The organism is Streptomyces sp. RP5T (assembly GCF_003933965.1).
In the GTDB taxonomy this organism is placed as follows: domain Bacteria; phylum Actinomycetota; class Actinomycetes; order Streptomycetales; family Streptomycetaceae; genus Streptomyces.
The window spans coordinates 1-22,461 of sequence record NZ_RSAJ01000019.1 but is presented as its reverse complement, the minus strand read 5'-3'; the positions used below and the strand labels follow the sequence as shown (position 1 = coordinate 22,461).

The following is a 22,461-nucleotide window of genomic DNA, read 5'->3' as shown; positions in this document are numbered from 1 at the left end:
CTCGACTCCACGTCCGGGATTACCGACCCGGATCCTGCGACGCCTCGGCAGAACCGGCGAACCTCGCTGAGCGGCGGCCAACCGGGTCCGGCACCATTCCGGTGCCGGACCATCGGCGCGGGTCAGGCCACTTGAGGCACCGCCACCGGCGCCTCGGCCCCCACATACCGCGCCACCGGCCGGATGATCTTCGAGTCCGCCGCCTGTTCGAGGATGTTCGCGCTCCACCCCACCACCCGAGCGGCCGCGAACGTGGGCGTGAACATCTCGCGCGGCAGCCCGCACAGCTCCATGACCACGCCCGCGTAGAACTCGACGTTGGTGTGCAGCTCCCGCCCCGGCTTCAACTCGGCCAGGATCGCCTCCACCTGGCGTTCCACCTCGACGGCGAAGTCCACCCGGGCTCCGCCGAACCGCTGGGCCACCTCCCGGAGCATCCGGGAACGCGGGTCCTCCGTGCGGTAGACCGCATGACCGAATCCCATGATCCGCTCCCCGGCGAGCACCCGCTCACGGATCCAGGAATCGATACGGTCGGGCGTGCCGATCGCGTCCAGGGTGTCCAGCGCCCGGCTCGGCGCTCCCCCGTGCAAGGGCCCCGACAAGGCACCTACCGCCCCCACGAGACACGCCACCACATCCGCCCCCGTCGACGCGATGACCCGCGCCGTGAAGGTTGATGCATTGAAGCCGTGATCAATGGTTGAGATCAAGTACTGCTCGACGGCCCGGGCCCGCTGCGGTTCCGGCTCCGAACCCGTCAGCATGTACAGGTAGTTGGCCGCGTACGAGAGGTCCTCCCGCGGCTCCACCGGCGCGAGCCCCTTGCCCAGCCGGTGCAACGCGGTGAGCAACGTCGGCACCGCCGCGGCCGCCACGAGCGTGTCCCGGCGCCGCTCGTCCGGGTCGATGTCGTAGACCGGCCGGAACCCCTTCGCCGCACCGAGCAGCGACAGCGCGGAGCGCATCCCGGCCAGCGGCCCCCATCCCCCGCTCGCCGCCGCGATCGCCGGCAGCGCCGCCCGCACCTCCTCCGGCAGCCGCCGCAGCCCCGCGGTCTCGGCACGGAACGCCGCGGCCTGTCCGGCGTCCGGCAGTTCGCCGTGGATCAGGAGATGCCAGACGTCCTCGAAGCCGCGGGTCCGGGCGAGTTCGACGGCCGAGTACTGGCGGTAGTGATAGAACCCCTCGCGCCCCCGGACATCCCCCACCTCGGTGTCGGTGACGACGACTCCGGCGAGTCCGCGCGGTACGTCGACGAGTGTGGTTGCGGACCTGTTGACCGACATGATTCCTCCCTGGACTTGATTAGACTGTCCATGGTTGACTCATTCCCTGTCAATATTGATTGAATCAATATACATCAATCAACCCACCTGGCTGCGGATACGGTGACCTCTTATGCGCGATCAAGCCCCCCTCCCCGGCCCCGCGGAACACCGGCTCAGCACCAGGGAAGCCGCCGAGCTGCTGGGCGTGAAGCCCGAGACCGTGTACGCCTACGTGAGCCGCGGTCAGCTCAGCAGCCGACGCGTCCCCGGCGGCCGGGGCAGCACCTTCGACGCGAAGGAGGTGGAGGCCCTGGCCCGGCGCAACCGCCGGGAGAGCGCCGGGAGTACGGGCTCCGGCGGCGAACTGTCCGTACGGACCCGCATCACGCTCATCGACCGGGACCGCTACTACTTCCGGGGCGTCGACGCGACCGAACTCGCCGCGCGTCACTGCTACGAAGAGATCGCGGAGTGGCTCTGGACCGGACACATGCGGCCCGGGGTCACCTTCAGCGCCCCCGACGCCACCGTCGACACGGCCCGCCGCGCGGTGGACGCGCTGCCCGAGCACACGAGTCCCACCGACCGGCTGCGCGTCGCCGCGATCGCCGCCGCGGCGGCCGACCCGGTGCGCTTCGACCTCTCCGAGGAAGCCGTGCTCGGCACCGCGCGGACCCTCATCCCCACGCTCGTCGCCGCCCTGCCGCCCGTGCTCCACGACCGCCGCCGTGACGACGTCCGGCTGGCGCCCCGGCTGTGGACACGGCTAAGCGGGCGCAAGCCCGACGAGGCGTCCCTGCGTGCCCTGGACACCGCACTGGGCCTTCTCGTCGACCACGACCTCGCCGCCTCGACCCTCGCGGTACGCGTCGCCGCGTCGGCACGCGCGCATGCGTACGCGGCCGTCTCCGCGGGACTGGGCGTCCTGGAGGGCCCGTTGCACGGCGCGGCCAGCGGACTGGCCCACAAGCTGTTGCTCGACGTGCTCGACCACGGCGACGCAGCCCCCGTGATCGCGCAGGAGCTGCGGGCCGGTCGCCGTATCCCGGGCCTCGGCCACCGGCTCTACCCGGGCGAGGACCCCCGCGCGCGTGCCCTGTTCGCTCTCCTGGAGGAGATCCCGCGCGCCGAGCCCGCCCTCCTCGCGGCCCGGGACATCGTGGCCACCACCGCCCGCCACACCCCCCTGCACGCCAACGTGGACCTGGCCCTCGCCGTCCTCACCGTCTCCTCCGGGATGCCGGCCACGGCCGGCGAGACGATCTTCGCCGTCGCCCGTACCGCGGGCTGGATCGCCCACGCGCTGGAGGAGTACGGCGAACGCCCGCTGCGCATGCGTCCGAGCGGCACCTATGTGGGCCCCAAGCCGCCGCAACCACTGCCGGAGCGCTGAAAGGGGCGCGGCCGGAAGTCGCCGCGCCCCGAGTCAGGTTAGGCTCACCTCTGTGAGTACCTGCTCAACGGTCTCGCACGACCTCGACGAGCCCGTTTCCGGAACCGCGGCCACCGCGCGGACCTGGCTGCTGCTGGAACAGCCCGGTCCCTGGGGCGCCAAGGCGCTCACTTCGAGCCACCTGGACCCGGCGCTGGGCCGCGCCCTGGAAGCCGCGGCGAAGGACACGGGCGTGCGCATCGCGCTCATCCGCCGCCCCGGCCGGCACGCCGACAGCGGCACACCCACCACCCGGCAGGTGTACGCCGCCCACACCGCGCCCGGCAACGTGTGGCTGCACAGTGCGACGACCCGCGATCCGCGGGACCTGCTCGACCTGGACCTCGCCGCCCTCGGCAGTGGCGACCACAGCAGCTTCGGCGCGGCGCTCGGCGGACGCCCCCACACCGGCGATCCGCTCGCGCTCGTCTGCACCAACGGCAAGCGGGACCGCTGTTGCGCGCTCCTCGGCCGGCCGCTCGCCGCGGAACTGGCCGCCTCGGGCGTCGAGGGCGCCTGGGAGGTCACCCATCTGGGTGGTCACCGGTTCTCCCCGACGCTGCTCGTCCTGCCGTACGGCTACGCCTACGGCCGCGCCGAGGCCCATGCCGTCAAGGAAGTCCTCCACGGCGTCCAGGAGGGCCGGATCGTGGTCGAGGGGTGCCGCGGCAACTCCGCCTGGCAGCGCCCCGGGCAGGCGGCCGAGCTGGCCGTCCGCACGGCAGCGCGCGAATACGCGGCCGAGGCCCTGACGGTCGTGCGCACGGACGGCGCGGCCCCGCACTGGGAGGTGACCGTCGCGCACGCCGACGGCCGTCACTGGCGCGTACTGGTGGCCCAGACCGCCGCCCTGCCGCCCCGCCCGGAGAGCTGCGGGGCGTCGGCGCTGGGCTCGCCCGCGCGGATGGACGTGGTGGCGCTGCACGAGCTGAGGACGTCGACAGCGCTCGCGAGCTGAGCGGACCCGCGGTCCGGTCAACTCATTGATCAAGAGATCCATGCCACACCCCCTGCGGCGGATACGGCGCCTGCCCGTACCGTCATGGGTATGAGCCGCACTGCCCCCGCCCGCCGCCTGCGCCTCGGACTGCCCCGCCGGGTGTTCTCGCAGGTACTTCTGATGCAGTTGGCGATCGCCGCGGGAGTGGCGGTGCTCGCGACCGGACTGTTCCTCGCGCCCCTGAGCAACCAGCTGGACGACCAGGCGATGCGCCGGGCGCTGGCCATCGCCCAGACCACCGCCGCGGAGTCGCAGATCGCCGAGCAGGTAAAGGACACGCCCCCGCTGCCCGACGGCCCCGTCCAGCGGGAGGCCGAGAGGATCCGCAGGGCGACCGGGGCCGAGTACGTCGTGGTGATGGACTGGCGAGGCGTCCGCTGGTCGCACCCCACCCGCAGCGAGGTGGGCAGGATCGTCTCGACCGACCCGGGCCAGGCCCTGGGCGGCAAGGAGATCATGCAGATCGACAGCGGCACGCTGGGCCGCACCGCCCGCGGCAAGGTGCCGCTGTACGACAGCGGGCACCACATCGTCGGAGCGGTCTCCGTCGGCATCGCCTACGACAGCGTGCGCGCCCGTCTGATCCACGCGATCCCGGGCCTGTTCGCCTACGCCGGCGGGGCTCTCGCCGTAGGCGCGCTGGCAGCCTGGCTCATCTCCCGCAGGGTCCAGCGGCAGACCCGCGACCTGGCCTTCTCCGACATCTCGGCGCTCCTTTCCGAGCGCGAGGCGATGCTGCACGGCATCCGCGAAGGCGTCGTCGCGCTGGACCGCGCCGGACGGATCCGCCTGCTCAACGACGAGGCCAGGCGTCTGCTGGGCATCGGCGACGAGGCCGTCGGGCGCTCCCCCGACGAGGCGCTCGGGGACGGCCGTACGGCCGACGTCCTGGCCGGACGGGTGACGGGCACCGATCTGGTCACCGTGCGGGGCCAGCGGGTGCTGGTCGCCAACCGCATGCCCACCGACGACGGCGGTGCCGTCGCCACCCTGCGCGACCGCACCGAGCTGGAGCAGCTCGGCCGGGAACTCGACTCGACCCACGGTCTCATCGACGCCCTGCGCGCACAGGACCACGAGCACGCCAACCGTATGCACACGCTCCTGGGGCTGCTGGAGCTGGAGATGTACGACGACGCCGTGGAGTTCGTGGGAGAGGTCGTCGGCGACCACCGGGCCACCGCGGAGCAGGTCACCGAGAAGATCGAGGACCCGCTGCTCGCCGCGCTGCTGGTGGGCAAGGCGACCGTGGCCGCCGAGCGCGGGGTCGCCCTGTGGATCTCCGACGGGACCCGGCTGCCGGACCGGCTGGTCGACCCGAGCGGTCTGGTCACGATCGTCGGCAACCTCGTGGACAATGCCCTGGACGCCGTCGGCGGCGCACCGCACGCGCGCGTGGAGGTCGAACTGCGCGCGGAGGGCCGTACCGCGGTTCTCAGAGTGCGCGACACCGGGCCCGGAATCCCGGTCGAGCAGCGGGAGCTGGTCTTCACCGAGGGCTGGTCCACCAAGGAGCCCCCCGCGCACCGGGGACGCGGCCTCGGCCTCTCCCTGGTGCGCAAGCTCGCCGAACGCCAGGGCGGCAGCGCAACGGTCGGCGAGGCCGACGGCGGCGGGGCGCAGTTCACCGTCGTCCTGCCCGACGCACTGGCCGAGCCGCAGCCGGCGCTCACCGCATCGACCGCCCGGCAGGCGGCCACCGAGGAGGAGTCGTGATGATCGAGGTCCTGGTCGTGGACGACGACACCCGCGTGGCGCGCGTCAACGCCGCCTACGTCGAGAAGGTGCCCGGCTTCCACGTGGCGGGCGAGGCGCACAGTGCCGCCGACGCGCTGCGCCAGTTGGAGAGCCTCCCTCATGTCGACCTGGTCCTCATGGACCACTACCTGCCCGACGAGACGGGCCTCGCGGTCGTCCAGGAGATGCGCCGACGCGGCCACCAGACCGACGTGATCATGGTGACGGCGGCCCGGGACGTGACGACCGTGCAGGCGGCGATGCGCCATGGCGCGCTGCAGTACCTGGTCAAGCCGTTCGCGTTCGCGGGCCTCAGGGCCAGGCTGGAGGCGTATGCCGAGCTGCGGCGCACCCTGGACGGCGGCGGCGAGGCGGAACAGGCGGAGGTCGACCGCATCTTCGGCGCTCTCTCCTCACCGGCGGAGCCCGATCTGCCCAAGGGCCACTCCCCGACGACGGTGGAACTCGTCCGCAGGTCCCTGATGACCGCCGAGGGGCCCCTGTCGGCCCAGGAGATCGCCGACCGGACAGGGGTGAGCCGGCAGACCGCCCAGCGCTATCTGAAGCTCCTGGAGCGCACGGGACGGGCCAGACTCACCCTCAAATACGGCGACGCGGGCCGCCCGGAACACCGTTACGTGTGGGCGACCCGCGTGTGAGGAGGCTTCTCGTACTCAGCCGGCGCTCTGCGCGGCCTTCTCGACGAACTCCGTCGTGTACGTCTTGTCCAGGTCGACGTCGGCGTTCTGGATGTTGGGGTTGAACGCCTTGAGGACCTTCTCGACGGTCTCGGGACCGTTCTGCGGCATCACACCGTCCTTGGTGAACATCGGCAGCGTGTTCTTGATGGCCACGGCGTACAGCAGCTTGTTGCCCTGCGAGTAGTCGGCGGGCATCTTGTCGGCGATCTGGGTGGCGCTGTGGGTGGACATCCACTTGAGCGTCTTGACGAATGCATTGGCCAACTTCTGGACGGTGTCCTTGTGACCGTTGACCCAGTCCGTCTGCATGTACAGGCTTGACGACGGATACGGCCCGCCGAGTGCCTCTTCCGAGCCCTGCGGCGTACGCATGTCCAGGAGGACCTTGCCGGCCTTCTTGTCCAGGATCGTCGCGACGGTGGGGTCGGTCGTCATGCCGCCGTCGATCGCGCCCTGCTGGAGTGCCGAGATGAAGGTCGGCCCCGCGCCCACGGCGACCGGGGTGAAGTCGCTGACCTTCACGCCGTTCTTGACGGCGAGGTACTTGGTGAGGAAGTCGGTGGAGGAGCCGAGGCCCGTGACGCCGAGCTTCCTGCCCTTGAAGTCCTTGGGCGAGGTGATGTCACCCGCCGCCTTGTTGGAGACGATCTCCACCTCACCGGGCGCGTGCGAGAACTGCACGACCGACTCCACGTCCTTGCCCTTGACCTGCAGATCGAGCGTGTGGTCGTAGAAACCGACGGCTCCTTGGACCTGGCCGGAGACGAGCGCGGTCTCGGCCTGGACACCGGCGGGCTCGCTGAGCAGCTCGACGTCGAGTCCCTCGGAGTCGAAGTAGCCGAGCCGCTGGGTCAGCATCGCGGGCAGGTAGATGACCTTGTCGAGGCCACCGACCATGATCTTGACCTTGGTGCCCTTGCCGTCGCCCTTGCTGCCGGAGTCGGCCGAGGCGGAACTGGCGGCGTCGTTGGCGCAGGCGGTCAGCGAGGAGAGGGCGAGCAGGCCGGCGGTGGCCAGGGAGGCGTATCTGGCGGTCTTGCGCATGGGGTTCACGTCCTTGTGAGGGGCGGTGCGGGCAGGGCTGGGGAGAACTGGGAGGGCTCGGCTCGGAGCGGTCGCCGTGGACGACGACGCCCCGGCCTCAGCTGTCGGAATGCGCCGGCTTCCAGCGGAAGATGCGGCGCTCGGCGAAGGTGAGCAGCCCTTCGGCGAGGAGGGCGACGACGGCGAGGATGACCATCGCGGCGTACACACCGGCCGCGTTGAAGGTGCCCTGCGACTGGGCGACGAGCAGGCCGATGCCCTTGGTCGCGCCGATGTACTCGCCGACGATCGCGCCGATGAGGGCGAAGCCGAAGCTGACGTGCAGGCTCGTGAAGATCCACGAGGTCGCGGACGGGATGACGACCTGGAAGGTGACCCTGCGGTCGCTCGCGCCGAGGATGCGGGCGTTGGCGACCAGGTTGCGGTCGACCTCGCGGGCGCCCTGGAAGGCGTTGAAGAAGACCGGGAAGAAGACCAGGACGACGGCCGAGGCCACCTTGGAGGCCGGTCCGAGTCCGAACCAGATCACGAAGATGGGTGCAAGGACGATCCTCGGTATCGAGTTGAGCACCTTGATGTATGGACCAAGAACGTCGGCGAGCAAGGTGATCCTGCCCAGCGCGATACCGAACACCACGCCGGCCGCCACGCCGACGACCCAGCCCAGCAGCGCCTCGTAGAGCGTGTACCAGATCTGTTCGCCCAGCGAGCCGAGTGCGGTGCCGTGCGTCACCCAGGTCCAGATCTGGTCCCAGATCTTCGAGGGCATGGAGAAGTTGAAGGGATCGATGACCTCGGCCCGGGAGAGGAGCTCCCACAGGCCCAGGACGGCCACCAGGAGGAGCACCCGGGCGGCGCCGACGACGATCCTGCGTCTGCGGGCGGCACGCGCGCGTGAGTACGCGCGGTCGGTCTTGTTGCCGGGCTCGGTCGTGGTCGGCGCGACCTGGGCCTCGGGCATGACGTCAGGCGACATGGGCGGCGCCCCTCTCGCGGGTGATGCGGACCTCTTCGCCGAGGGACTGCCAGATCTCGCGGTAGATCTCGATGAACCGCGGCTCCAGGCGCACCGACTCGACCTTGCGCGGCCGCGGCAGGTCGATCTCGAAGACCTGCTTTACGGTGGCGGGCCCGGCCGTCATCACGACGACCTTGTCGGCCAGCGCGATGGACTCCTCCAGGTCATGGGTGACGAAGACGACGGAGGCGCCCGTGCCCTCCCACAGTTCGAGGAGTTCGTCGGACATCAGGGCCCGGGTCTGCACGTCGAGCGCGGAGAACGGCTCGTCCATGAGCAGGATCTCGGGGTCGTTGACGAAGGTCGCGGCGAGCGCGACCCGCTTGCGCTGTCCGCCGGAGAGCTGGTGGGGGTAACGGTCCTCGAACGCGGCGAGGCCGACCCGGGCCAGCCACTCCCGCGCCTTCTGCCTGGCCTCCGCCTTGGGCACCCCGCGGAAGCGGGGGCCGGACATGACGTTGGACAGGACCGTGCGCCAAGGGAAGGTGGCGTCCTGCTGGAAGACGAAACCGACCTTGTCCCCGACTCCCCTGACCGGCTCCCCGACGACCAGAACCTCGCCCTCGGAGGGCTCCTCCAACCCGCTGACCAGCGTCAACGTGGTCGACTTGCCGCAGCCCGTGGGTCCTACGACCGCCACGAACTCCCCACGCCCCACCGTGAGGTCAAGTCCCCTGACAGCCGTGTGCAGACCCCCCGACGGGGTCCGGAATGTCTTGCTCGCGCCCCGCAGTTCGATGGCGGGGCTGGTGTCTGCGCTCATGGCCGGGGACGGTAGATGTGGCCTGTGCCACGGCATCAGTCTTCTGGGCACATGCCGTTCTTTTGCCTGCAACGGCCTGTTGTGCTCGTTTTGCGCGCGCTACAACAGCGGAGCCGAAACACGGGCGAGCCGCCCGCCAGGCCTTGAGGGAGAGAGGCCCGATGATTGACGTCCTGGTCGTGGACGACGACTTCCGTGTCGCCGAGATCAACGCGAAGTACGTGGGGAAGGTTCCCGGTTTCCGGGTGGCCGCCCGCGCCCACAACGCCGCCCAGGCGCTGGCCAGCGTGCAGCGCGGGACCATCGACCTGGTCCTGCTCGACCACTACCTGCCCGACCAGACGGGCCTCGAACTCGTCCACCGCATGCGGGAACAGGGCCACGGCACCGACGTCATCATGATCACGGCGGCCGGGGACGTGACGACCGTCCAGACCGCGATGCGCCTGGGCGCCCTCCACTACCTGGTCAAACCCTTCACCTTCGCCGCGCTGCGCACACGGCTGGACTCCTACGCCGCCCTGCGCCGCACCGTCGACCGGGTCGGCGGCCACGGCATCGCCGGCCAGGAACAGGTCGACCGGATCTTCGGCGCCCTGCGCACCACCCCGGCACCGGCTTCCCCCGGCCTGCCCAGCGGCCACTCGGAACCGACGACGGACCTCATCTGCCGCGTCCTGCACCACGCCGGCCACCCGCTGTCGGCCCACGAGGTCGCCGCCGAGACCGGGCTGAGCCGCTCCACCGCCCAGCGCTACCTCCGCCACCTCGAACAGGCCGGCCGCCTGAGCCTGTCCCTCAGATACGGCGACACGGGGCGCCCGGAGCACCGGTACGCCTGGGTGGCGCCGTAGCCGCCCTTGAGAAAGGGCTGGCGCCCCTCTAGACCGCCCCCGCCCCCGTGAGTGACCGCACCTCGGTCTCCGCGTGCTTGGCCTCGTCGGCGACCTCCGCCGAGGTGACCGTGCCGAGCCAGCCCGCGACGAAACCCAGCGGGATGGAGACGAGCCCCGGGTTCTGCAACGGGAAGTACTGGAAGTCCACGCCCGGGAAGAGGGAGTCGGGGCTGCCGGACACCACGGGTGACAGCAGGACCAGGGTCAGGGCCGGGATCAGTCCGCCGTAGACGGACCAGACGGCACCCCGGGTGGTGAACCCGCGCCAGAACAGCGAGTAGAGCAGCACGGGCAGATTCGCGGACGCGGCGACGGCGAAGGCGAGGCCGACCAGGAAGGCGACGTTGAGATCGCGGGCCAGCAGACCGAGGGCGATCGCGACCACGCCGATCCCCACGGCGGCGGTCCTGGCGACGGCCACCTCGCTGCGGGGCCTGGTTCGGCGCCGCCGCAGTGAGGCGTACAGGTCGTGGGCGACGGACGCGGAGGAGGCGAGGGTGATGCCGGCGACCACGGCGAGGATCGTGGCGAAGGCGACCGCGGCGACGATCGCGAACAGAACCGTTCCTCCCGTGGAGTCGGCGCCGCCGCCCAGGTCGAGGGCCAGGAGCGGGACCGCGGTGTTCCCCGCGGCGTTCGATCCCCGGACCGTCTCGGGTCCCACGATCGCAGCGGCACCGAACCCGAGGACGATCGTCATCAGGTAGAAGCCGCCGATGAGCCCGATCGACCAGACCACCGAACGCCGTGCGGCGCGTGCCGTGGGCACGGTGTAGAAGCGGGACAGGATGTGCGGCAGCCCCGCTGTGCCCAGCACGAGGGCCAGTCCCAGGCTGATGAAGTCGAGGCGGGCGGTCCAGTCCCCGCCGTACTTCAGCCCAGGTGCCAGGAACGACCGGCCATGGCCGCTGCGGTCCGCGGCCGTGAGCAGCAACTGGTCGACATCACCGTGGAACCGCACCAGCACGAGCACGGTCAGCACGACGGTCCCCCCGAGCAGCAGGACCGCCTTGACGATCTGGATCCAGGTCGTCGCCCGCATCCCGCCCAGGGACACGTAGATCACCATGAGCGCCCCCACGGCGATGACGGTCCAGGACTGGGCCGCCTCGCCGGTGCCTCCGAGCAGCAGCGCGACCAGACTGCCGGCGCCCACCATCTGCGCCACCAGGTAGAGAACGGACACGGTGACCGAGGAGGTTCCCGCCGCCATCCGCACCGGCCGCTCACTCATCCGCGCGGCGACCACGTCGGCGAGCGTGAACCGCCCACAGTTGCGCACCAGTTCGGCGACGAGGAACAGCACCACCAGCCAGGCCACGAGGAACCCCACCGAGTAGAGCATCCCGTCGTACCCGAAGAGCGCGATGAGGCCGGAGATACCCAGGAAGGACGCGGCCGACATGTAGTCGCCCGCGATGGCAAAACCATTCTCCATGGGCGAGAACAACCGCCCCCCGGCGTAGAACTCCTCCGCCGAGCCATGCCGGTGGCGGCTCACCCACGTCGTGATCCCCAGCGTGACCGCGACGAACGCGCTGAACAGCAGCAGCGCCAGCGTCTGGTGATTTCCCGTCACGACGACGCACCGCCCCGGGCCGAACGCGTCAGTTCCTGGGTGTCCCACCGCAGTTCGAGCGCGGCCCGGTCCCGGCGCAGCCTCGCGTGCCGCGCGTAGGCCCAGGTCAGCAGGAAGGTGGTGAGGAACTGCCCGAGTCCCGCGAGCATCGCCACGTTCACCGCGCCCGCCACCGGCCGTGCCATGAGTCCCGGCGCGCTCGTCGCCGTCACGACGTAGGCCACGTACCAGGCGAAGAACCCGATACCCGCCGGCACCACGAACCTCCGGTACCTGCCGCGCACTTCCTGGAAGGCCGCGCTGCGCTGCACCTCGAGGTAGACGTCGGCCGCCGCCGCGGCCCGGTTCTCGCGCTCCGCGCGTGCCGTCGCCACCGGTGCCGCGGAGGTGCCGTCAGCGCCCGTCTCACCCCACCCGGAGGCGAGTTCGTCGTACCAGGGATCGTCGTACCGCACCCCGGCAGAGACCCCGGCGGGCGCTTCGGCGGCGGACGCTTGGGCACGGGCCACCTCGTGGCCATGGTGGTTCCCGGCCGAACTCTCGGCATCACCCCCGCTTCCGCAGGGACGAGCGTTGCTTGACTGCATGCCCAAGGATGGACAGAACGGGAAGATCCCCGACTCTTCTTCCCCGCCCTCTTCACCCCATCTAGTGATTCATCCCATCGGTGGCCGTACAAGTCCCTTCGCGTAGGCGTAACGCACCGCCTGCGCACGGTCCTTGATGCCCGTCTTGGCGAAGAGGTTGTTGATGTGGGTCTTCACCGTGGCGGTGGAGACATGCAGCCGGCGGGCGATCTCCTGATTGCTGAGCCCCTCGGCGATCAGCGCCAGCACTTCGACCTCCCGGCCGGTGAGCCCGTCGGGCGCCTCCGTGGCCGCCGGCTGCGGCGGCTCGGAGTCCGACAGCCGCTCCAGCAACCGCCGTTGCACAGCCGGTGAGAGCCCGGCGTCCCCGGAGAGCACGCTGTGCACGGCCCGCACGATCTCGTCACCTCCCGCGTCCTTGGTGAGATAACCGCGCGCCCCCGCCCTGAGCGCGGGGAACAGGGATTCGTCGTCCCCGAACGTCGTCAGCACCACGACCTGCGTCCCGGGGTATTCCGTCCGGATCCTGCGGGTGGCCTCGACCCCGTCGCAGCGGGGCATGCGCAGGTCCATCAGCACCACGTCCGGGGCCAGTTCGGCGACGAGCGCCACCGCTTCCTCGCCGTCCCCGGCCGCGCCCACGACCTCGATACCGGGCAGCAGACCGAGCAGCATCACGATGCCCTCGCGCACCACGGTCTGGTCGTCCGCGACCACCACCCGCGCGGGCTTCGTCTCCTCCCCCACGGTCATACCGGCACCTTCAACGTCACCACGAACCCTCCGTCGTCCGGCCCGGCGTCCAGCGAACCGCCCAGCAGTTCGGCACGCTCCCGCATCCCCACCAGACCGTACCCGCCTCCGGTGGTGGTGAGTTCACCCGGCGAACCGCCCGAGTCCCGCACGACCAGTGTCACCTGCTCCCTGCCGTACTCCAGCCGCAGCCGGACCTTGGCCCCCGGAGCATGCTTGCGGACATTGGTCAGGGCCTCCTGCGCGACCCTGCGCACGGCCTGCGACGCCTCGGCCGACAGCGGTCTGCGCTCACCCGAAACGGTGGTCTCGGCTCCGTCGGCCGTCCCGACGAGCTCGCTCAGGTACTCCTCCAGAGGAGTCATGTCGCCCCGCAGTGCCGACAGTGCCTGCCGGGTCTCGGAGAGTCCGTCACGGGCCATGCCGCGGGCCGCCACCACCCTTTCGAGGATCTGGTCCCGCTCCGCGCCCCCCTCGATCAGCAACCGCGCCGCCTCCAGGTGTACGAGCTGAGCCGAGAGACTGTGGGCCAGCACGTCATGGATCTCCCGGGCGATCCGGGCCCGTTCCGCGAGGGCCGCCGACTCCGCCTCGGCCGCCCGCGCGGCCCGCTCCTGGTTGAGCAGCCGCTGCGCGCTGCCCCGGGCCTCGGCGTCCAGCCGCAGGACATACCCGGCCAGGGCGAGTCCCGCGGTCGTGGCCAGAGTGGTCAGCCACACGTCGTCGTTGACGGCGGCGTAGAGGGTGAGGGCGACCACGGTCACCGGAAGGGCAGCGGCGAGGGGCAGCCGTTCCAGAGCGGTGATGGCGCAGCCGCACCACAGAACGAGAGCGACGACCCCGAAGCCGGCGGTGTGGGCGGCGACCGCGATCGCCATGAGGACGCCGAAGAGGGCCAGGGAGGGCCAGAGCCGGTGAGCCAGGGTGGTGCGGAAGAGTGCCCAGGCGGCGACGGCGGACAGGAGGATTCCTGTCACTGCTCCGAGCAGGCCCCAGCCCCGTACGTGGCCACTGTTGAACGCGCCCCAGAGGAGCACGGCCAGCACGAGCGACCGCGCGACCCAGCCGAGCAGACGCCTGGGGCGCGTGGTCGCCTCAGGTCCGAGCGCCTCCCGGGAGGGCCAGCGGGTCCAGGCGTTGTCCGTCACAGCCGTTCCTTATCCGTCGACCGGACCAGGGGCTCACCGTACGCCGGGGCGGGTGCGGCGGCGGGGCGCAGGGAGCGCGCTCGCTGGACGAGGACCCCGGAGCGCACGAGCAGGGTGGCCGCCAGGGCAAGCAGCAGTGCGGAGGAGTCCTGGTGGACACCGATCGCCGCGCCGAGCGCGAAGAGACCGACGCGCACTGCGATGCCGACAGCCCAGACGGCTCCGCTCGCCTTCGTGCTCCTGCTCCACACCGCGCCGTCCGGCTCGGTCCATATCCGGCTCGTCCAGGCCCAGCCGGCCCCGATGGCGAGGCCGGTGAGCAGTTCGGCGGTGAGCAGGGTGATCGATGCGGTGCGGTGATGACCGTCCACCAGCCCCGGCTCACGCAGCGACACGACGGCCAGGACTGTGGGCAACAGCCACCAGCGGCGGTCGGTGTCGATCCGGCTCGCCCGGAACTGCCGGGCGATCACCACGACCACCACGACCACGATCAGCAACGCGTCGACGAGCCCGGACATCACAGCCTCCGTGAGCGAGGAAGGGTCTGCCGGCAGCGGACGCCGCCGACACCTTCGAAGCTACGGAAATCCGCAGGTCGGGAGATCGGAGCGGGGGTGGATCACGGGTGGATTCCCGGACGGCCCGGTTCTCCACCCCAGGGTGGAGGGCCCGGACCCGCGATGCCTGGCGCCCTGCCACGCCCACGCCTCCTCGACCTTGCCCGGCCTCCGTGCGATGAAGCTTCAGCACTTCCCTCACACGGAGGCCTCAAGCACAGGGCCGGCCAGGACGCCCGCAGAAGCCCGGCCCAGACCAGCGCTACGCGTCGATACGCGACCGGTCCAGAGTCGCCGCCGAACCCGAGATGAACTCCTTCCGCGGCGCCACGTCGTTGCCCATCAACAGATCGAAGACCTGCTCGGCTGCATCCAGATCGGCGAGGTTGATCCGCCGCAGCGTCCGGTGCCGCGGGTCCATCGTCGTCTCGGCCAGCTGGTCGGCGTCCATCTCGCCGAGACCCTTGTACCGCTGGATGGAGTCCTTGTACCGGACCCCCTTGCTCTGGAACTCCAGCAGCTTCTCCCGCAGCTCACGGTCCGAGTACGTGTAGACGTACTTGTCCTGGCCCTTCTTCGGCTGGACGAGCTCGATGCGGTGCAGCGGTGGCACCGCGGCGAACACCCGGCCCGCCTCGACCATGGGCCGCATGTAGCGCTGGAACAGGGTCAGCAGCAGGCACCGGATGTGGGAGCCGTCGACGTCGGCGTCCGTCATCATGATGATCTTGCCGTAGCGGGCCGCGTCGATGTCGAAGGTCCGGCCGGACCCCGCTCCTATGACCTGGATGATCGCACCGCACTCGACGTTCTTGAGCATGTCGGTGACGGACGACTTCTGGACGTTGAGGATCTTGCCGCGGATGGGCAGCAGCGCCTGGAACTCGGAGTTCCGGGCGAGCTTCGCGGTACCGAGGGCGGAGTCGCCCTCGACGATGAACAGCTCGCTGCGGTCGACGTCGTCGCTGCGGCAGTCGGCGAGCTTGGCGGGCAGCGAGGACGACTCCAGAGCCGTCTTGCGACGCTGTGCGTCCTTGTGCTGGCGGGCCGCGATACGCGTGCGCGCGGCGGCGACCGCCTTCTCCATGACGACCCGGGCCTGGGCCGCGGCGTCCCGCTTCGTGGACGTCAGGAACGCCTTGAGCTCCTTGGAGATCACGGTGTTCACGATGCGGCGGGCCGCAGAGGTGCCGAGGACCTCCTTGGTCTGGCCCTCGAACTGCGGCTCGGCGAGCCGCACGGTGACGACCGCGGTCAGGCCCTCCAGGGCGTCGTCCTTGACGATGTCGTCCTCGGCGACACGCAGCAGCTTCTTGGTGCGCAGCACCTCGTTCATCGTCTTGGTGACGGCCTGCTCGAAGCCGGCGACATGGGTGCCGCCCTTGGGCGTGGCGATGATGTTGACGAACGACTTCAGGGTCGTGTCGTAGCCGGTTCCCCAGCGCATCGCGACGTCCACGCCGAGTTCACGGGTGACCTCGGTGGGCGTCATCTGGCCGTGGTCGTCGAGGACCGGGACGGTCTCCTTGAAGGTGCCCTGGCCGGAGAAGCGGAGGACGTCGTTGACCGGCTTGTCGGTGGCCAGGTACTCGCAGAACTCGCTGATGCCGCCGTCGAAGCGGAACGACTCCTCGCCCTTGCTGCCGCCCTCGCCCAGGCCGTACTCGTCGCGGACGACGATGGTCAGGCCCGGCACCAGGAACGCGGTCTGGCGAGCGCGCTGGTGGAGGTTCTCCAGGGAGAGCTTGGCGTCCTTGAGGAAGATCTGCCGGTCGGCCCAGTACCGCACGCGCGTGCCGGTCCGGGTCTTGGGGATCCTCTTGGCCTTGCGCAGACCGCTGGCGGCGTCGAACTTGGCGTCGGGGCCGTTCCCCGCGAAGGCACCCGGTACGCCGCGCCGGAAGCTGATCGCGTGGGTGTTGCCTGCCCGGTCCACCTCGACGTCGAGTCGCGCGGACAGGGCGTTCACCACGGAGGCGCCCACGCCGTGCAGGCCGCCGGAAGCGGCGTACGAGCCGCCGCCGAACTTGCCGCCGGCGTGCAGCTTGGTCATGACGACCTCGACGCCGGACAGGCCCGTCTTGGGTTCGACGTCGACCGGGATACCCCGGCCGTTGTCCCGGACCTCCACGGAGGCGTCGTCGTGGAGGATCACCTCGATGTGGTCGCAGTACCCGCCCAGGGCCTCGTCGACGGAGTTGTCGATGATCTCCCAGAGGCAGTGCATCAGACCACGGCTGTCGGTGGATCCGATGTACATGCCCGGGCGCTTGCGTACGGCCTCGAGCCCCTCGAGGACGAGCAGGTGCCGCGCGGTGTAGTTGGAACCGTCCCGGTCTGCTCCTGCCAGCAGAGCTGTGGACGGCACGGACGTCTCGGCGGTCACGCGGTTCGCTCCTCGCTGAATTTCAGATGGGGCCCTTGTGGGTAAGGGCGCGGCTTCGGTAGCCGCCATGAGGGTACCGAGGCCTGGTAGAGCCGTTGTAACGCCACCCTCGCGCGGAAACACAGAGTAGTCCAGAGTCGCATGCCTGTTCGATCCCTCGATGGGGTGAAGTACATATCACGTTCCCTTACAGGCATGAACCATTTAGGCTCCGGGCACGTCCTCATGAACAACCGGCAACCCAGCCGGGAGGACCGACCTTGACCGACAGCGCGAAACCGTAAGACACACAGACACGCAATACGGCACATTCGCCGCCAAACCGGCAGCAGCCAGCCGTCCGGAAAATTTCTCTCTGGGAGAAGCCTCGAGCGGGAACGTTTTGGGGCTGGTTGGATGTTGACCCTGGTACGACAGCTCGTCGAGCTAGAGAAGAGGCGACGTGACTACTGTTCTGACCCCCGCGAGCCCGCTGACGGCCGCTGACCGCTGCGACCGCTGCGGCGCCCAGGCGTACGTGCGCGTCGTGCTGCTCAGCGGCGGAGAGCTGCTCTTCTGCGCCCACCACGGTCGCAAGTTCGAGCCGGAACTCAAGAAGATCGCCGCTGAGATACAGGACGAGACGGAGCGGCTCACGGCCGTTCCCGCATCGGTCGCAGAAGAAGAGCGCTGACACTTCGCGTCCACGACGAGCCAGCTCCGGCACAGGCCGGCACAAGGGCGGATGCCCCTGTTCCCAGGGGCAGCCGCCCTTGCTCAATGGCTCCACAAGGAGCTCATGGCTCCACGAACGGCTCCAAGAGGACGCTCAGCGCCCCTCGGGCACCGTCACGCGGTCCCGTGACCTCCGTCGGCCGGGTTGAGACCCTCCTGGTCCAGCGTCCGCATGACCTCGGACACACGGGCGTAGACCCCGGGTCGGCCCGCTCTCCCGCAGCCGCTCCCCCAGGACACCAGCCCGATCAGCTTCCCCTGGGCGACCAGCGGCCCGCCGCTGTCCCCCTGGCAGGCGTCGGGGCCCCCTGAGTCCTCTCCGGCGCACAGCATGCTGTCGGCGCGATAGGTGCCGTCGGCGCCGCCCGGATATGCCTTGCTGCACTCCGCGTCGGCCAGTACGTGCACGCGTGCCGCCCGCAGGCTGCGCGCGTAGTCGCCGCCGCCCGTGATGTCACCCCAGCCGTACACCGTGGCACCGGTTCCCGGCTCGTACGCGGCGTCGCCGGCAGCCGCCATGGAGATGACCGCGTACTGCGGCAGGGGCTCGGCGAGGGTGAGGACGGCGAAGTCCCCCGCGTTGCTCTGCGGGTCGTAGCCGGGATTCACCCAGGCTTTCCGCAGGGCGATCTCCTTACCCTGGTCCGAGAGCAGATCCGTGCGGCCAGTGATGACACGGAAGTCACTCACCTGCTCGGCCGGTCCCCCGAGGACGTCCTCGCCCATGCAGTGGGCCGCCGTGAGGACGGTGGTCGGGCCGACGGCGACACCGCCGCAGAACTGCCCGGCGCGCGTACCTCCGAACCGGTCACGGGTGGACAGGGCCACCGTCCAGGGCGCCGTGGACACATCGACCGGGAATCCCCCGACGACGACGCTGTCTGCGGCTACGGGGGCGGCTGACGCCAGCGGTATGGCCGCCGCCACGGCCGCCATGATCAGCGGCCGGGCCAGCGCCCGGGCAATGGGATGACGCATGCAAGCTCCTCACTCCGGGGTGGTGATCGGAAACCCAGAGTCACGCAGGGCGCATGCGCGCGCAGCACGAAGGCCCGGCCCCGAGGAGGGGCCGGGCCTTCGGTGTCGTACGACCGGGGCTCAGTCGAGGTAGTCGCGCAGCACCTGGGAACGCGAGGGGTGACGCAGCTTCGACATGGTCTTCGACTCGATCTGGCGGATGCGCTCGCGCGTGACGCCGTAGACCTTGCCGATCTCGTCGAGGGTCTTCGGCTGACCGTCGGTGAGACCGAAACGCATGGAGACGACGCCCGCCTCGCGCTCGGACAGGGTATCCAGGACGGAGTGCAGCTGCTCCTGCAGGAGGGTGAAGCTGACCGCGTCGGCCGGGACCACGGCCTCGGAGTCCTCGATGAGGTCACCGAACTCGCTGTCGCCGTCCTCGCCGAGCGGGGTGTGCAGCGAGATGGGCTCACGGCCGTACTTCTGGACCTCGATGACCTTCTCGGGGGTCATGTCGAGTTCCTTGGCCAGCTCCTCCGGGGTGGGCTCGCGGCCCAGGTCCTGGAGCATCTGGCGCTGCACGCGCGCGAGCTTGTTGATGACCTCGACCATGTGCACCGGGATACGGATGGTGCGGGCCTGGTCGGCCATCGCGCGGGTGATCGCCTGACGGATCCACCAGGTGGCGTACGTGGAGAACTTGTAGCCCTTGGTGTAGTCGAACTTCTCGACCGCGCGGATCAGACCGAGGTTGCCCTCCTGGATGAGGTCCAGGAAGAGCATGCCGCGGCCGGTGTAGCGCTTGGCCAGGGAGACCACCAGGCGGAGGTTGGCCTCAAGGAGGTGGTTCTTGGCGCGGCGGCCGTCCTCGGCGATGATCTCCAGCTCGCGCTTGAGCTTCGGGGCGAGCTTGTCGGCGTTGGCCAGCTTGTCCTCGGCGAACAGACCGGCCTCGATGCGCTTGGCGAGCTCGACCTCCTGCTCGGCGTTGAGCAGCGGGACCTTGCCGATCTGCTTGAGGTAGTCCTTGACTGGGTCCGCGGTGGCACCGGCCACGGCGACCTGCTGGGCAGGCGCGTCGTCCTCGTCGTCGTCGGAGAGGACGAAGCCCTTGTTCTCGGCTCCCTCCTCTTCCTCCTCGCCGGGCTTGATCTCCTCGAGGACCTCTTCCTCGATGACCTCGGCGTCGTCCTTCTTGGTGGTGGTCTTCTTGGCCGCCGCCGTCTTCTTGGTGGCGACGGTCTTCTTCGCGGCCGCCTTCTTGGTGGCGACCGCCTTCTTCGCGGCGGGCTTCGTGGGCGTCTCGCCCTCGACTGCGGGCTCGGCCGCGGGCGCCGCCGGGGCGGCGGTGGCGGTGGCCTTCTTCGCGGTCACCGTCTTCGCCGCGACCGTCTTGGTGGCGGTGCGCTTGGCCGGACTCTTCGCTGCGACGCTCTTTCGGGTGCGCTTGGGCTCCGCGGCACTGACCATCAGCGTCACACCCTCTTCCTCGAGGATCTGGTTGAGGCTGCGCAGTACGTTCTTCCACTGAGTGGCCGGAATCTGGTCAGCTTCGAAGGCCCGACGCACGTCATCGCCGGCGATCTGCCCCTCAGCCTTTCCCCGCTCAATGAGAGCCATGACAGAGACGGACTCGGCGATCTCCGGCGGGAGCGTACGGGATGTGCTGGCCGACACGAACAACCTCTCGGAACGTTGGAAAACGGCTTCCGGCCCCGTCCACAGCGGACTGGAGCCGACCACCGGCCTGGGAGTGGCCGACGGCGCGGGCGGGGGGCCGGGAAGATGCACAGCGCCAGATATGGCGTCCGTATTCCCTCCGCGGCTGTCACCTCTTAGGTCATCGCGCTGCTCCCGCGAGCGTTACGCCCAATCTGCGTGGCCCGAGTCACACCCCGTAAGCAGGCAAAAACGCTCAGATATGGACAGACACGGTTACGCGTCCGTCAGGACCAGCGGTGCCCCGGGATGCCGTCACCGCGCCGCGTGGCCGGACCCCGCAGGATCCGGGAGATCCTGCGGGGTCCGACGGGGGCGGTTCGGCGGCCGAACGATGCCGAAGGAGGGGAAGGACATCCTCAACCGCGTCGCCCGCGGTGCGCGGTCAGTGCTCGCGCGGCGCCGGCACCACACGCTCCACCTCGGGATGGACGGTGAGCAGTTGACGCATGGCCGCCTCGGCCGCCGGCGCGTCCCCGGTGGCGAGGGCGTCGACGATCCTGCCGTGGTGCGCCAAGGAGGGCTCGTTCGGGCGGTCACAGCCGGTGACCGGACCGCCGGAGACCTGGAGGGCGGCCGAGACGATCCCGGAGAGATGCTCCAGCATGCGATTGCCCGCGAGCTGGATGAGCAGGGAGTGGAACTCGGCGTCGGCCCTGGAGAAGGTGAGCGCGTCACCCTGGCTCATGGAGTGCCCCATGATCTCGACCATGTCACCGAGACGCTGCTGGACGTCCTCCCGGCCATGTCCCGCGGCAAGGCGCGCGGCCAGCGGCTCGATCGTCCAGCGCAGCTCGCTCAGCTCGCGGCGCTGGTCGTCGCGCTGCGGCCCGAAGGCCCGCCACTCGATGATGTCCGGGTCCAGGAGGTTCCAGTCACAGACGGGCCGCACGCGCGTGCCGACGTTCGGGCGGGCACTGACCAGGCCCTTGGCCTCCAGGACGCGGAGCGACTCCCGGACGACGGTGCGGGAGACCTCGAAACGCTGGCCGATCTCCTCTGGCACCAGTGGACGGTCGGCTCCCAGGTCACCGGAGACGATCATCTGGCCCAGCTGCTGGACGAGTTGGCCGTGCAGTCCGCGCCCGCGGCTGCCCGCCGCACGTCGGCCCACGCGGCCGAGCTCCGGGTCCGAGCCGTCCCAGACAGAGGCTCCGACACGGCCGGCGGCCGGAGCCTCCGCGTAGGGGTAGCGGTCGAGATCGCCCGGGCCGGCCAGACCGGAGTCGGCGGAGCGGGCGGCGGTCATCATGGTGTGCGCAAGGGTACTCACGGATCCTTTGTCGGCGTCGCCTCCAACTGCCTTGAGGTCTTTGGTGAAAAGCACACGAAAGGGTGATCGCTCACCCCGTCGCAATTGACGCCTTATCGGAAAGAAATGCGCTTTCATCGGGAAGTTGTGCGCAGGTCAGGACCGGAAGCGCACGGACGGTCGTCATCGGACCCTGCTCCGCAGGGTCGTGAGCAGATATGCGCACAGCAGGCAGGTGAGCGACAACGCCAGTGCTCCACCTACCGGTTGGGCGACGACCCGGACCGCTCCCGCGAGGTAGCGCTCCCCGCCGAAGGGCCACTGCAGCAGCAAGACCTCGCGCAGCCGCGCGGGAAGCCCAGCCGCCGCTCGCACCGACGCCCCCTCCAACCCCTTGTGCACGAGGGGGACGACGACAATGGGCACGGCGACCACGGCGGCGAGCCCGGCCGTGGTGGACCGGAAGACGCCGGCCGCCAGGACCCCGGCCCAGGCACACCCGACCACGAGCCCCAGCCAACTCGCGCCCAGGGAAAACCAGTCCGCGGGAACTGCCGCGAGTTCCCGTCCGTAGAAGAGGTAGAGCACTTCGGCGTCGCAGCCCACCGTGAGAAGCGCCAACATGATCGCGGTGACGGCGGTGACCACGAGTTTCGCGGTGAGCAGTCCCAGTCGGCGGGGGACGGTCCCGCGGTCCGCGGCCAGGGCGGGGTGGCGGAACTCGTCGCCGAAGGCGAGCGCGCCGATCAGCCCGGCACCCAGCGCGGCCGGCGGCAGCGGCAGCTCCCTGGGCCAGGCGGCCAGCAGCCGAGCCTGCGGGGTGTGCCCGACTCGCGCCAGGAGTACGGCGGTGAGGGCGGACGTGATGAGTACGGCGGCGCCGGTGAGGAACCCCGTGCCGATCCCTGCCGCGCGGCGCAGTTCGTAGCGCAGGGGACGCA

General features: G+C 70.2%; 19 protein-coding genes and 1 pseudogene. 6 read left to right on the top strand and 14 right to left on the bottom strand.

Features of this window, described 5'->3' with window-relative positions; translation table 11 throughout:
* Window positions 1-122 precede the first annotated feature (122 nt).
* Window positions 123-1,289: a citrate synthase/methylcitrate synthase gene (locus EHS43_RS03910; protein ID WP_125189110.1), complete on the bottom strand. Its 1,167-nt coding sequence runs from the start codon at window positions 1,287-1,289 to the stop codon at window positions 123-125.
* 112 nt (window positions 1,290-1,401) lie between these two features.
* On the opposite strand from EHS43_RS03910, the gene EHS43_RS03905 reads away from it, so the two are divergent.
* From EHS43_RS03905 to EHS43_RS03890, 4 genes are all read left to right on the top strand, one after another.
* Window positions 1,402-2,664 carry a citrate synthase gene (locus EHS43_RS03905; protein ID WP_125189109.1) on the top strand — a complete coding sequence of 421 codons (1,263 nt, stop codon included), beginning with the start codon at window positions 1,402-1,404 and terminating at the stop codon, window positions 2,662-2,664.
* Between the two features lie 52 nt (window positions 2,665-2,716).
* Window positions 2,717-3,661: a sucrase ferredoxin gene (locus EHS43_RS03900; protein WP_125189108.1), complete on the top strand. Its 945-nt coding sequence runs from the start codon at window positions 2,717-2,719 to the stop codon at window positions 3,659-3,661.
* A 90-nt stretch (window positions 3,662-3,751) separates the two neighbouring features.
* Window positions 3,752-5,419, top strand: coding sequence for a sensor histidine kinase (locus EHS43_RS03895; RefSeq protein WP_185806099.1), 1,668 nt, complete (start codon window positions 3,752-3,754; stop codon window positions 5,417-5,419).
* The gene (locus EHS43_RS03890; RefSeq protein WP_125189120.1) at window positions 5,419-6,099 is read left to right on the top strand and encodes a response regulator; all 681 of its coding nucleotides are present in this window, start codon (window positions 5,419-5,421) and stop codon (window positions 6,097-6,099) included. Before EHS43_RS03895 ends, EHS43_RS03890 begins: the two co-directional genes overlap by 1 nt.
* Before the next feature lie 15 nt (window positions 6,100-6,114).
* Here EHS43_RS03890 and EHS43_RS03885 read toward each other — a convergent pair whose 3' ends face one another.
* The 3 genes from EHS43_RS03885 to EHS43_RS03875 all read right to left on the bottom strand — a co-directional run bounded on the left by EHS43_RS03885 (window position 6,115) and on the right by EHS43_RS03875 (window position 8,966).
* On the bottom strand, window positions 6,115-7,185 hold the full coding sequence (locus tag EHS43_RS03885) for an ABC transporter substrate-binding protein (protein WP_125189106.1): 1,071 nt from the start codon (window positions 7,183-7,185) through the stop codon (window positions 6,115-6,117).
* 97 nt (window positions 7,186-7,282) lie between these two features.
* Window positions 7,283-8,161: an ABC transporter permease gene (locus EHS43_RS03880; protein ID WP_125189105.1), complete on the bottom strand. Its 879-nt coding sequence runs from the start codon at window positions 8,159-8,161 to the stop codon at window positions 7,283-7,285.
* Window positions 8,151-8,966 carry an ABC transporter ATP-binding protein gene (locus EHS43_RS03875; RefSeq protein ID WP_125189104.1) on the bottom strand — a complete coding sequence of 272 codons (816 nt, stop codon included), beginning with the start codon at window positions 8,964-8,966 and terminating at the stop codon, window positions 8,151-8,153. Before EHS43_RS03875 ends, EHS43_RS03880 begins: the two co-directional genes overlap by 11 nt.
* Before the next feature lie 161 nt (window positions 8,967-9,127).
* On the opposite strand from EHS43_RS03875, the gene EHS43_RS48730 reads away from it, so the two are divergent.
* The gene (locus EHS43_RS48730) at window positions 9,128-9,820 is read left to right on the top strand and encodes a response regulator (protein ID WP_125189103.1); all 693 of its coding nucleotides are present in this window, start codon (window positions 9,128-9,130) and stop codon (window positions 9,818-9,820) included.
* A gap of 28 nt (window positions 9,821-9,848) precedes the next feature.
* Here the strand turns inward: EHS43_RS48730 and EHS43_RS03865 are convergent, their stop codons facing one another.
* From EHS43_RS03865 to EHS43_RS03840, 6 genes are all read right to left on the bottom strand, one after another.
* Window positions 9,849-11,441 (bottom strand): cation acetate symporter, encoded by a 1,593-nt coding sequence (locus tag EHS43_RS03865; RefSeq protein WP_125189102.1) that lies wholly within the window; start codon window positions 11,439-11,441, stop codon window positions 9,849-9,851.
* Window positions 11,438-12,028 carry a DUF485 domain-containing protein gene (locus tag EHS43_RS03860; protein ID WP_125189101.1) on the bottom strand — a complete coding sequence of 197 codons (591 nt, stop codon included), beginning with the start codon at window positions 12,026-12,028 and terminating at the stop codon, window positions 11,438-11,440. Before EHS43_RS03860 ends, EHS43_RS03865 begins: the two co-directional genes overlap by 4 nt.
* Before the next feature lie 69 nt (window positions 12,029-12,097).
* Window positions 12,098-12,781 carry a response regulator transcription factor gene (locus EHS43_RS03855; protein ID WP_125189100.1) on the bottom strand — a complete coding sequence of 228 codons (684 nt, stop codon included), beginning with the start codon at window positions 12,779-12,781 and terminating at the stop codon, window positions 12,098-12,100.
* Window positions 12,778-13,929, bottom strand: coding sequence for a sensor histidine kinase (locus EHS43_RS03850; protein ID WP_125189099.1), 1,152 nt, complete (start codon window positions 13,927-13,929; stop codon window positions 12,778-12,780). The genes EHS43_RS03855 and EHS43_RS03850 overlap by 4 nt, the downstream gene beginning before the upstream one ends.
* Window positions 13,926-14,450, bottom strand: a complete 525-nt coding sequence (locus EHS43_RS03845) for a DUF1453 family protein (RefSeq protein ID WP_125189098.1) — start codon at window positions 14,448-14,450, stop codon at window positions 13,926-13,928. Before EHS43_RS03845 ends, EHS43_RS03850 begins: the two co-directional genes overlap by 4 nt.
* 301 nt (window positions 14,451-14,751) lie before the next feature.
* Window positions 14,752-16,875: a type IIA DNA topoisomerase subunit B gene (locus EHS43_RS03840; RefSeq protein ID WP_125189097.1), complete on the bottom strand. Its 2,124-nt coding sequence runs from the start codon at window positions 16,873-16,875 to the stop codon at window positions 14,752-14,754.
* Window positions 16,876-17,317: 442 nt separating this feature from the next.
* Between EHS43_RS03840 and EHS43_RS03835 the strand changes: the two genes are divergently transcribed.
* Window positions 17,318-17,548 (top strand): hypothetical protein, encoded by a 231-nt coding sequence (locus tag EHS43_RS03835; protein ID WP_125189096.1) that lies wholly within the window; start codon window positions 17,318-17,320, stop codon window positions 17,546-17,548.
* A 155-nt stretch (window positions 17,549-17,703) separates the two neighbouring features.
* Here EHS43_RS03835 and EHS43_RS03830 read toward each other — a convergent pair whose 3' ends face one another.
* The 4 genes and pseudogenes from EHS43_RS03830 to EHS43_RS03815 form a co-directional block, all read right to left on the bottom strand.
* Entirely contained in the window at window positions 17,704-18,567 is an 864-nt protein-coding gene (locus EHS43_RS03830; protein WP_125189095.1) for a serine protease, read from the bottom strand.
* Window positions 18,568-18,687: 120 nt separating this feature from the next.
* Window positions 18,688-20,226 (bottom strand): RNA polymerase sigma factor, encoded by a 1,539-nt coding sequence (locus EHS43_RS03825; protein ID WP_125189094.1) that lies wholly within the window; start codon window positions 20,224-20,226, stop codon window positions 18,688-18,690.
* A 427-nt stretch (window positions 20,227-20,653) separates the two neighbouring features.
* Window positions 20,654-21,541: a FadR/GntR family transcriptional regulator gene (locus tag EHS43_RS03820; protein WP_125189093.1), complete on the bottom strand. Its 888-nt coding sequence runs from the start codon at window positions 21,539-21,541 to the stop codon at window positions 20,654-20,656.
* Window positions 21,542-21,703: 162 nt separating this feature from the next.
* Window positions 21,704-22,461, bottom strand: a pseudogene (locus EHS43_RS03815) (ABC transporter ATP-binding protein); the annotation flags it as partial.

Coding starts and splice junctions, on each gene's coding strand:
- EHS43_RS03910 (WP_125189110.1), bottom strand. CDS start 1,289: ATGTCGGTCAACAGGTCCGCAACCACACTCGTCGACGTACCGCGCGGA.
- EHS43_RS03905 (WP_125189109.1), top strand. CDS start 1,402: ATGCGCGATCAAGCCCCCCTCCCCGGCCCCGCGGAACACCGGCTCAGC.
- EHS43_RS03895 (WP_185806099.1), top strand. CDS start 3,752: ATGAGCCGCACTGCCCCCGCCCGCCGCCTGCGCCTCGGACTGCCCCGC.
- EHS43_RS03890 (WP_125189120.1), top strand. CDS start 5,419: ATGATCGAGGTCCTGGTCGTGGACGACGACACCCGCGTGGCGCGCGTC.
- EHS43_RS03885 (WP_125189106.1), bottom strand. CDS start 7,185: ATGCGCAAGACCGCCAGATACGCCTCCCTGGCCACCGCCGGCCTGCTC.
- EHS43_RS03880 (WP_125189105.1), bottom strand. CDS start 8,161: ATGTCGCCTGACGTCATGCCCGAGGCCCAGGTCGCGCCGACCACGACC.
- EHS43_RS03875 (WP_125189104.1), bottom strand. CDS start 8,966: ATGAGCGCAGACACCAGCCCCGCCATCGAACTGCGGGGCGCGAGCAAG.
- EHS43_RS48730 (WP_125189103.1), top strand. CDS start 9,128: ATGATTGACGTCCTGGTCGTGGACGACGACTTCCGTGTCGCCGAGATC.
- EHS43_RS03860 (WP_125189101.1), bottom strand. CDS start 12,028: ATGCAGTCAAGCAACGCTCGTCCCTGCGGAAGCGGGGGTGATGCCGAG.
- EHS43_RS03855 (WP_125189100.1), bottom strand. CDS start 12,781: ATGACCGTGGGGGAGGAGACGAAGCCCGCGCGGGTGGTGGTCGCGGAC.
- EHS43_RS03845 (WP_125189098.1), bottom strand. CDS start 14,450: ATGTCCGGGCTCGTCGACGCGTTGCTGATCGTGGTCGTGGTGGTCGTG.
- EHS43_RS03830 (WP_125189095.1), bottom strand. CDS start 18,567: ATGCGTCATCCCATTGCCCGGGCGCTGGCCCGGCCGCTGATCATGGCG.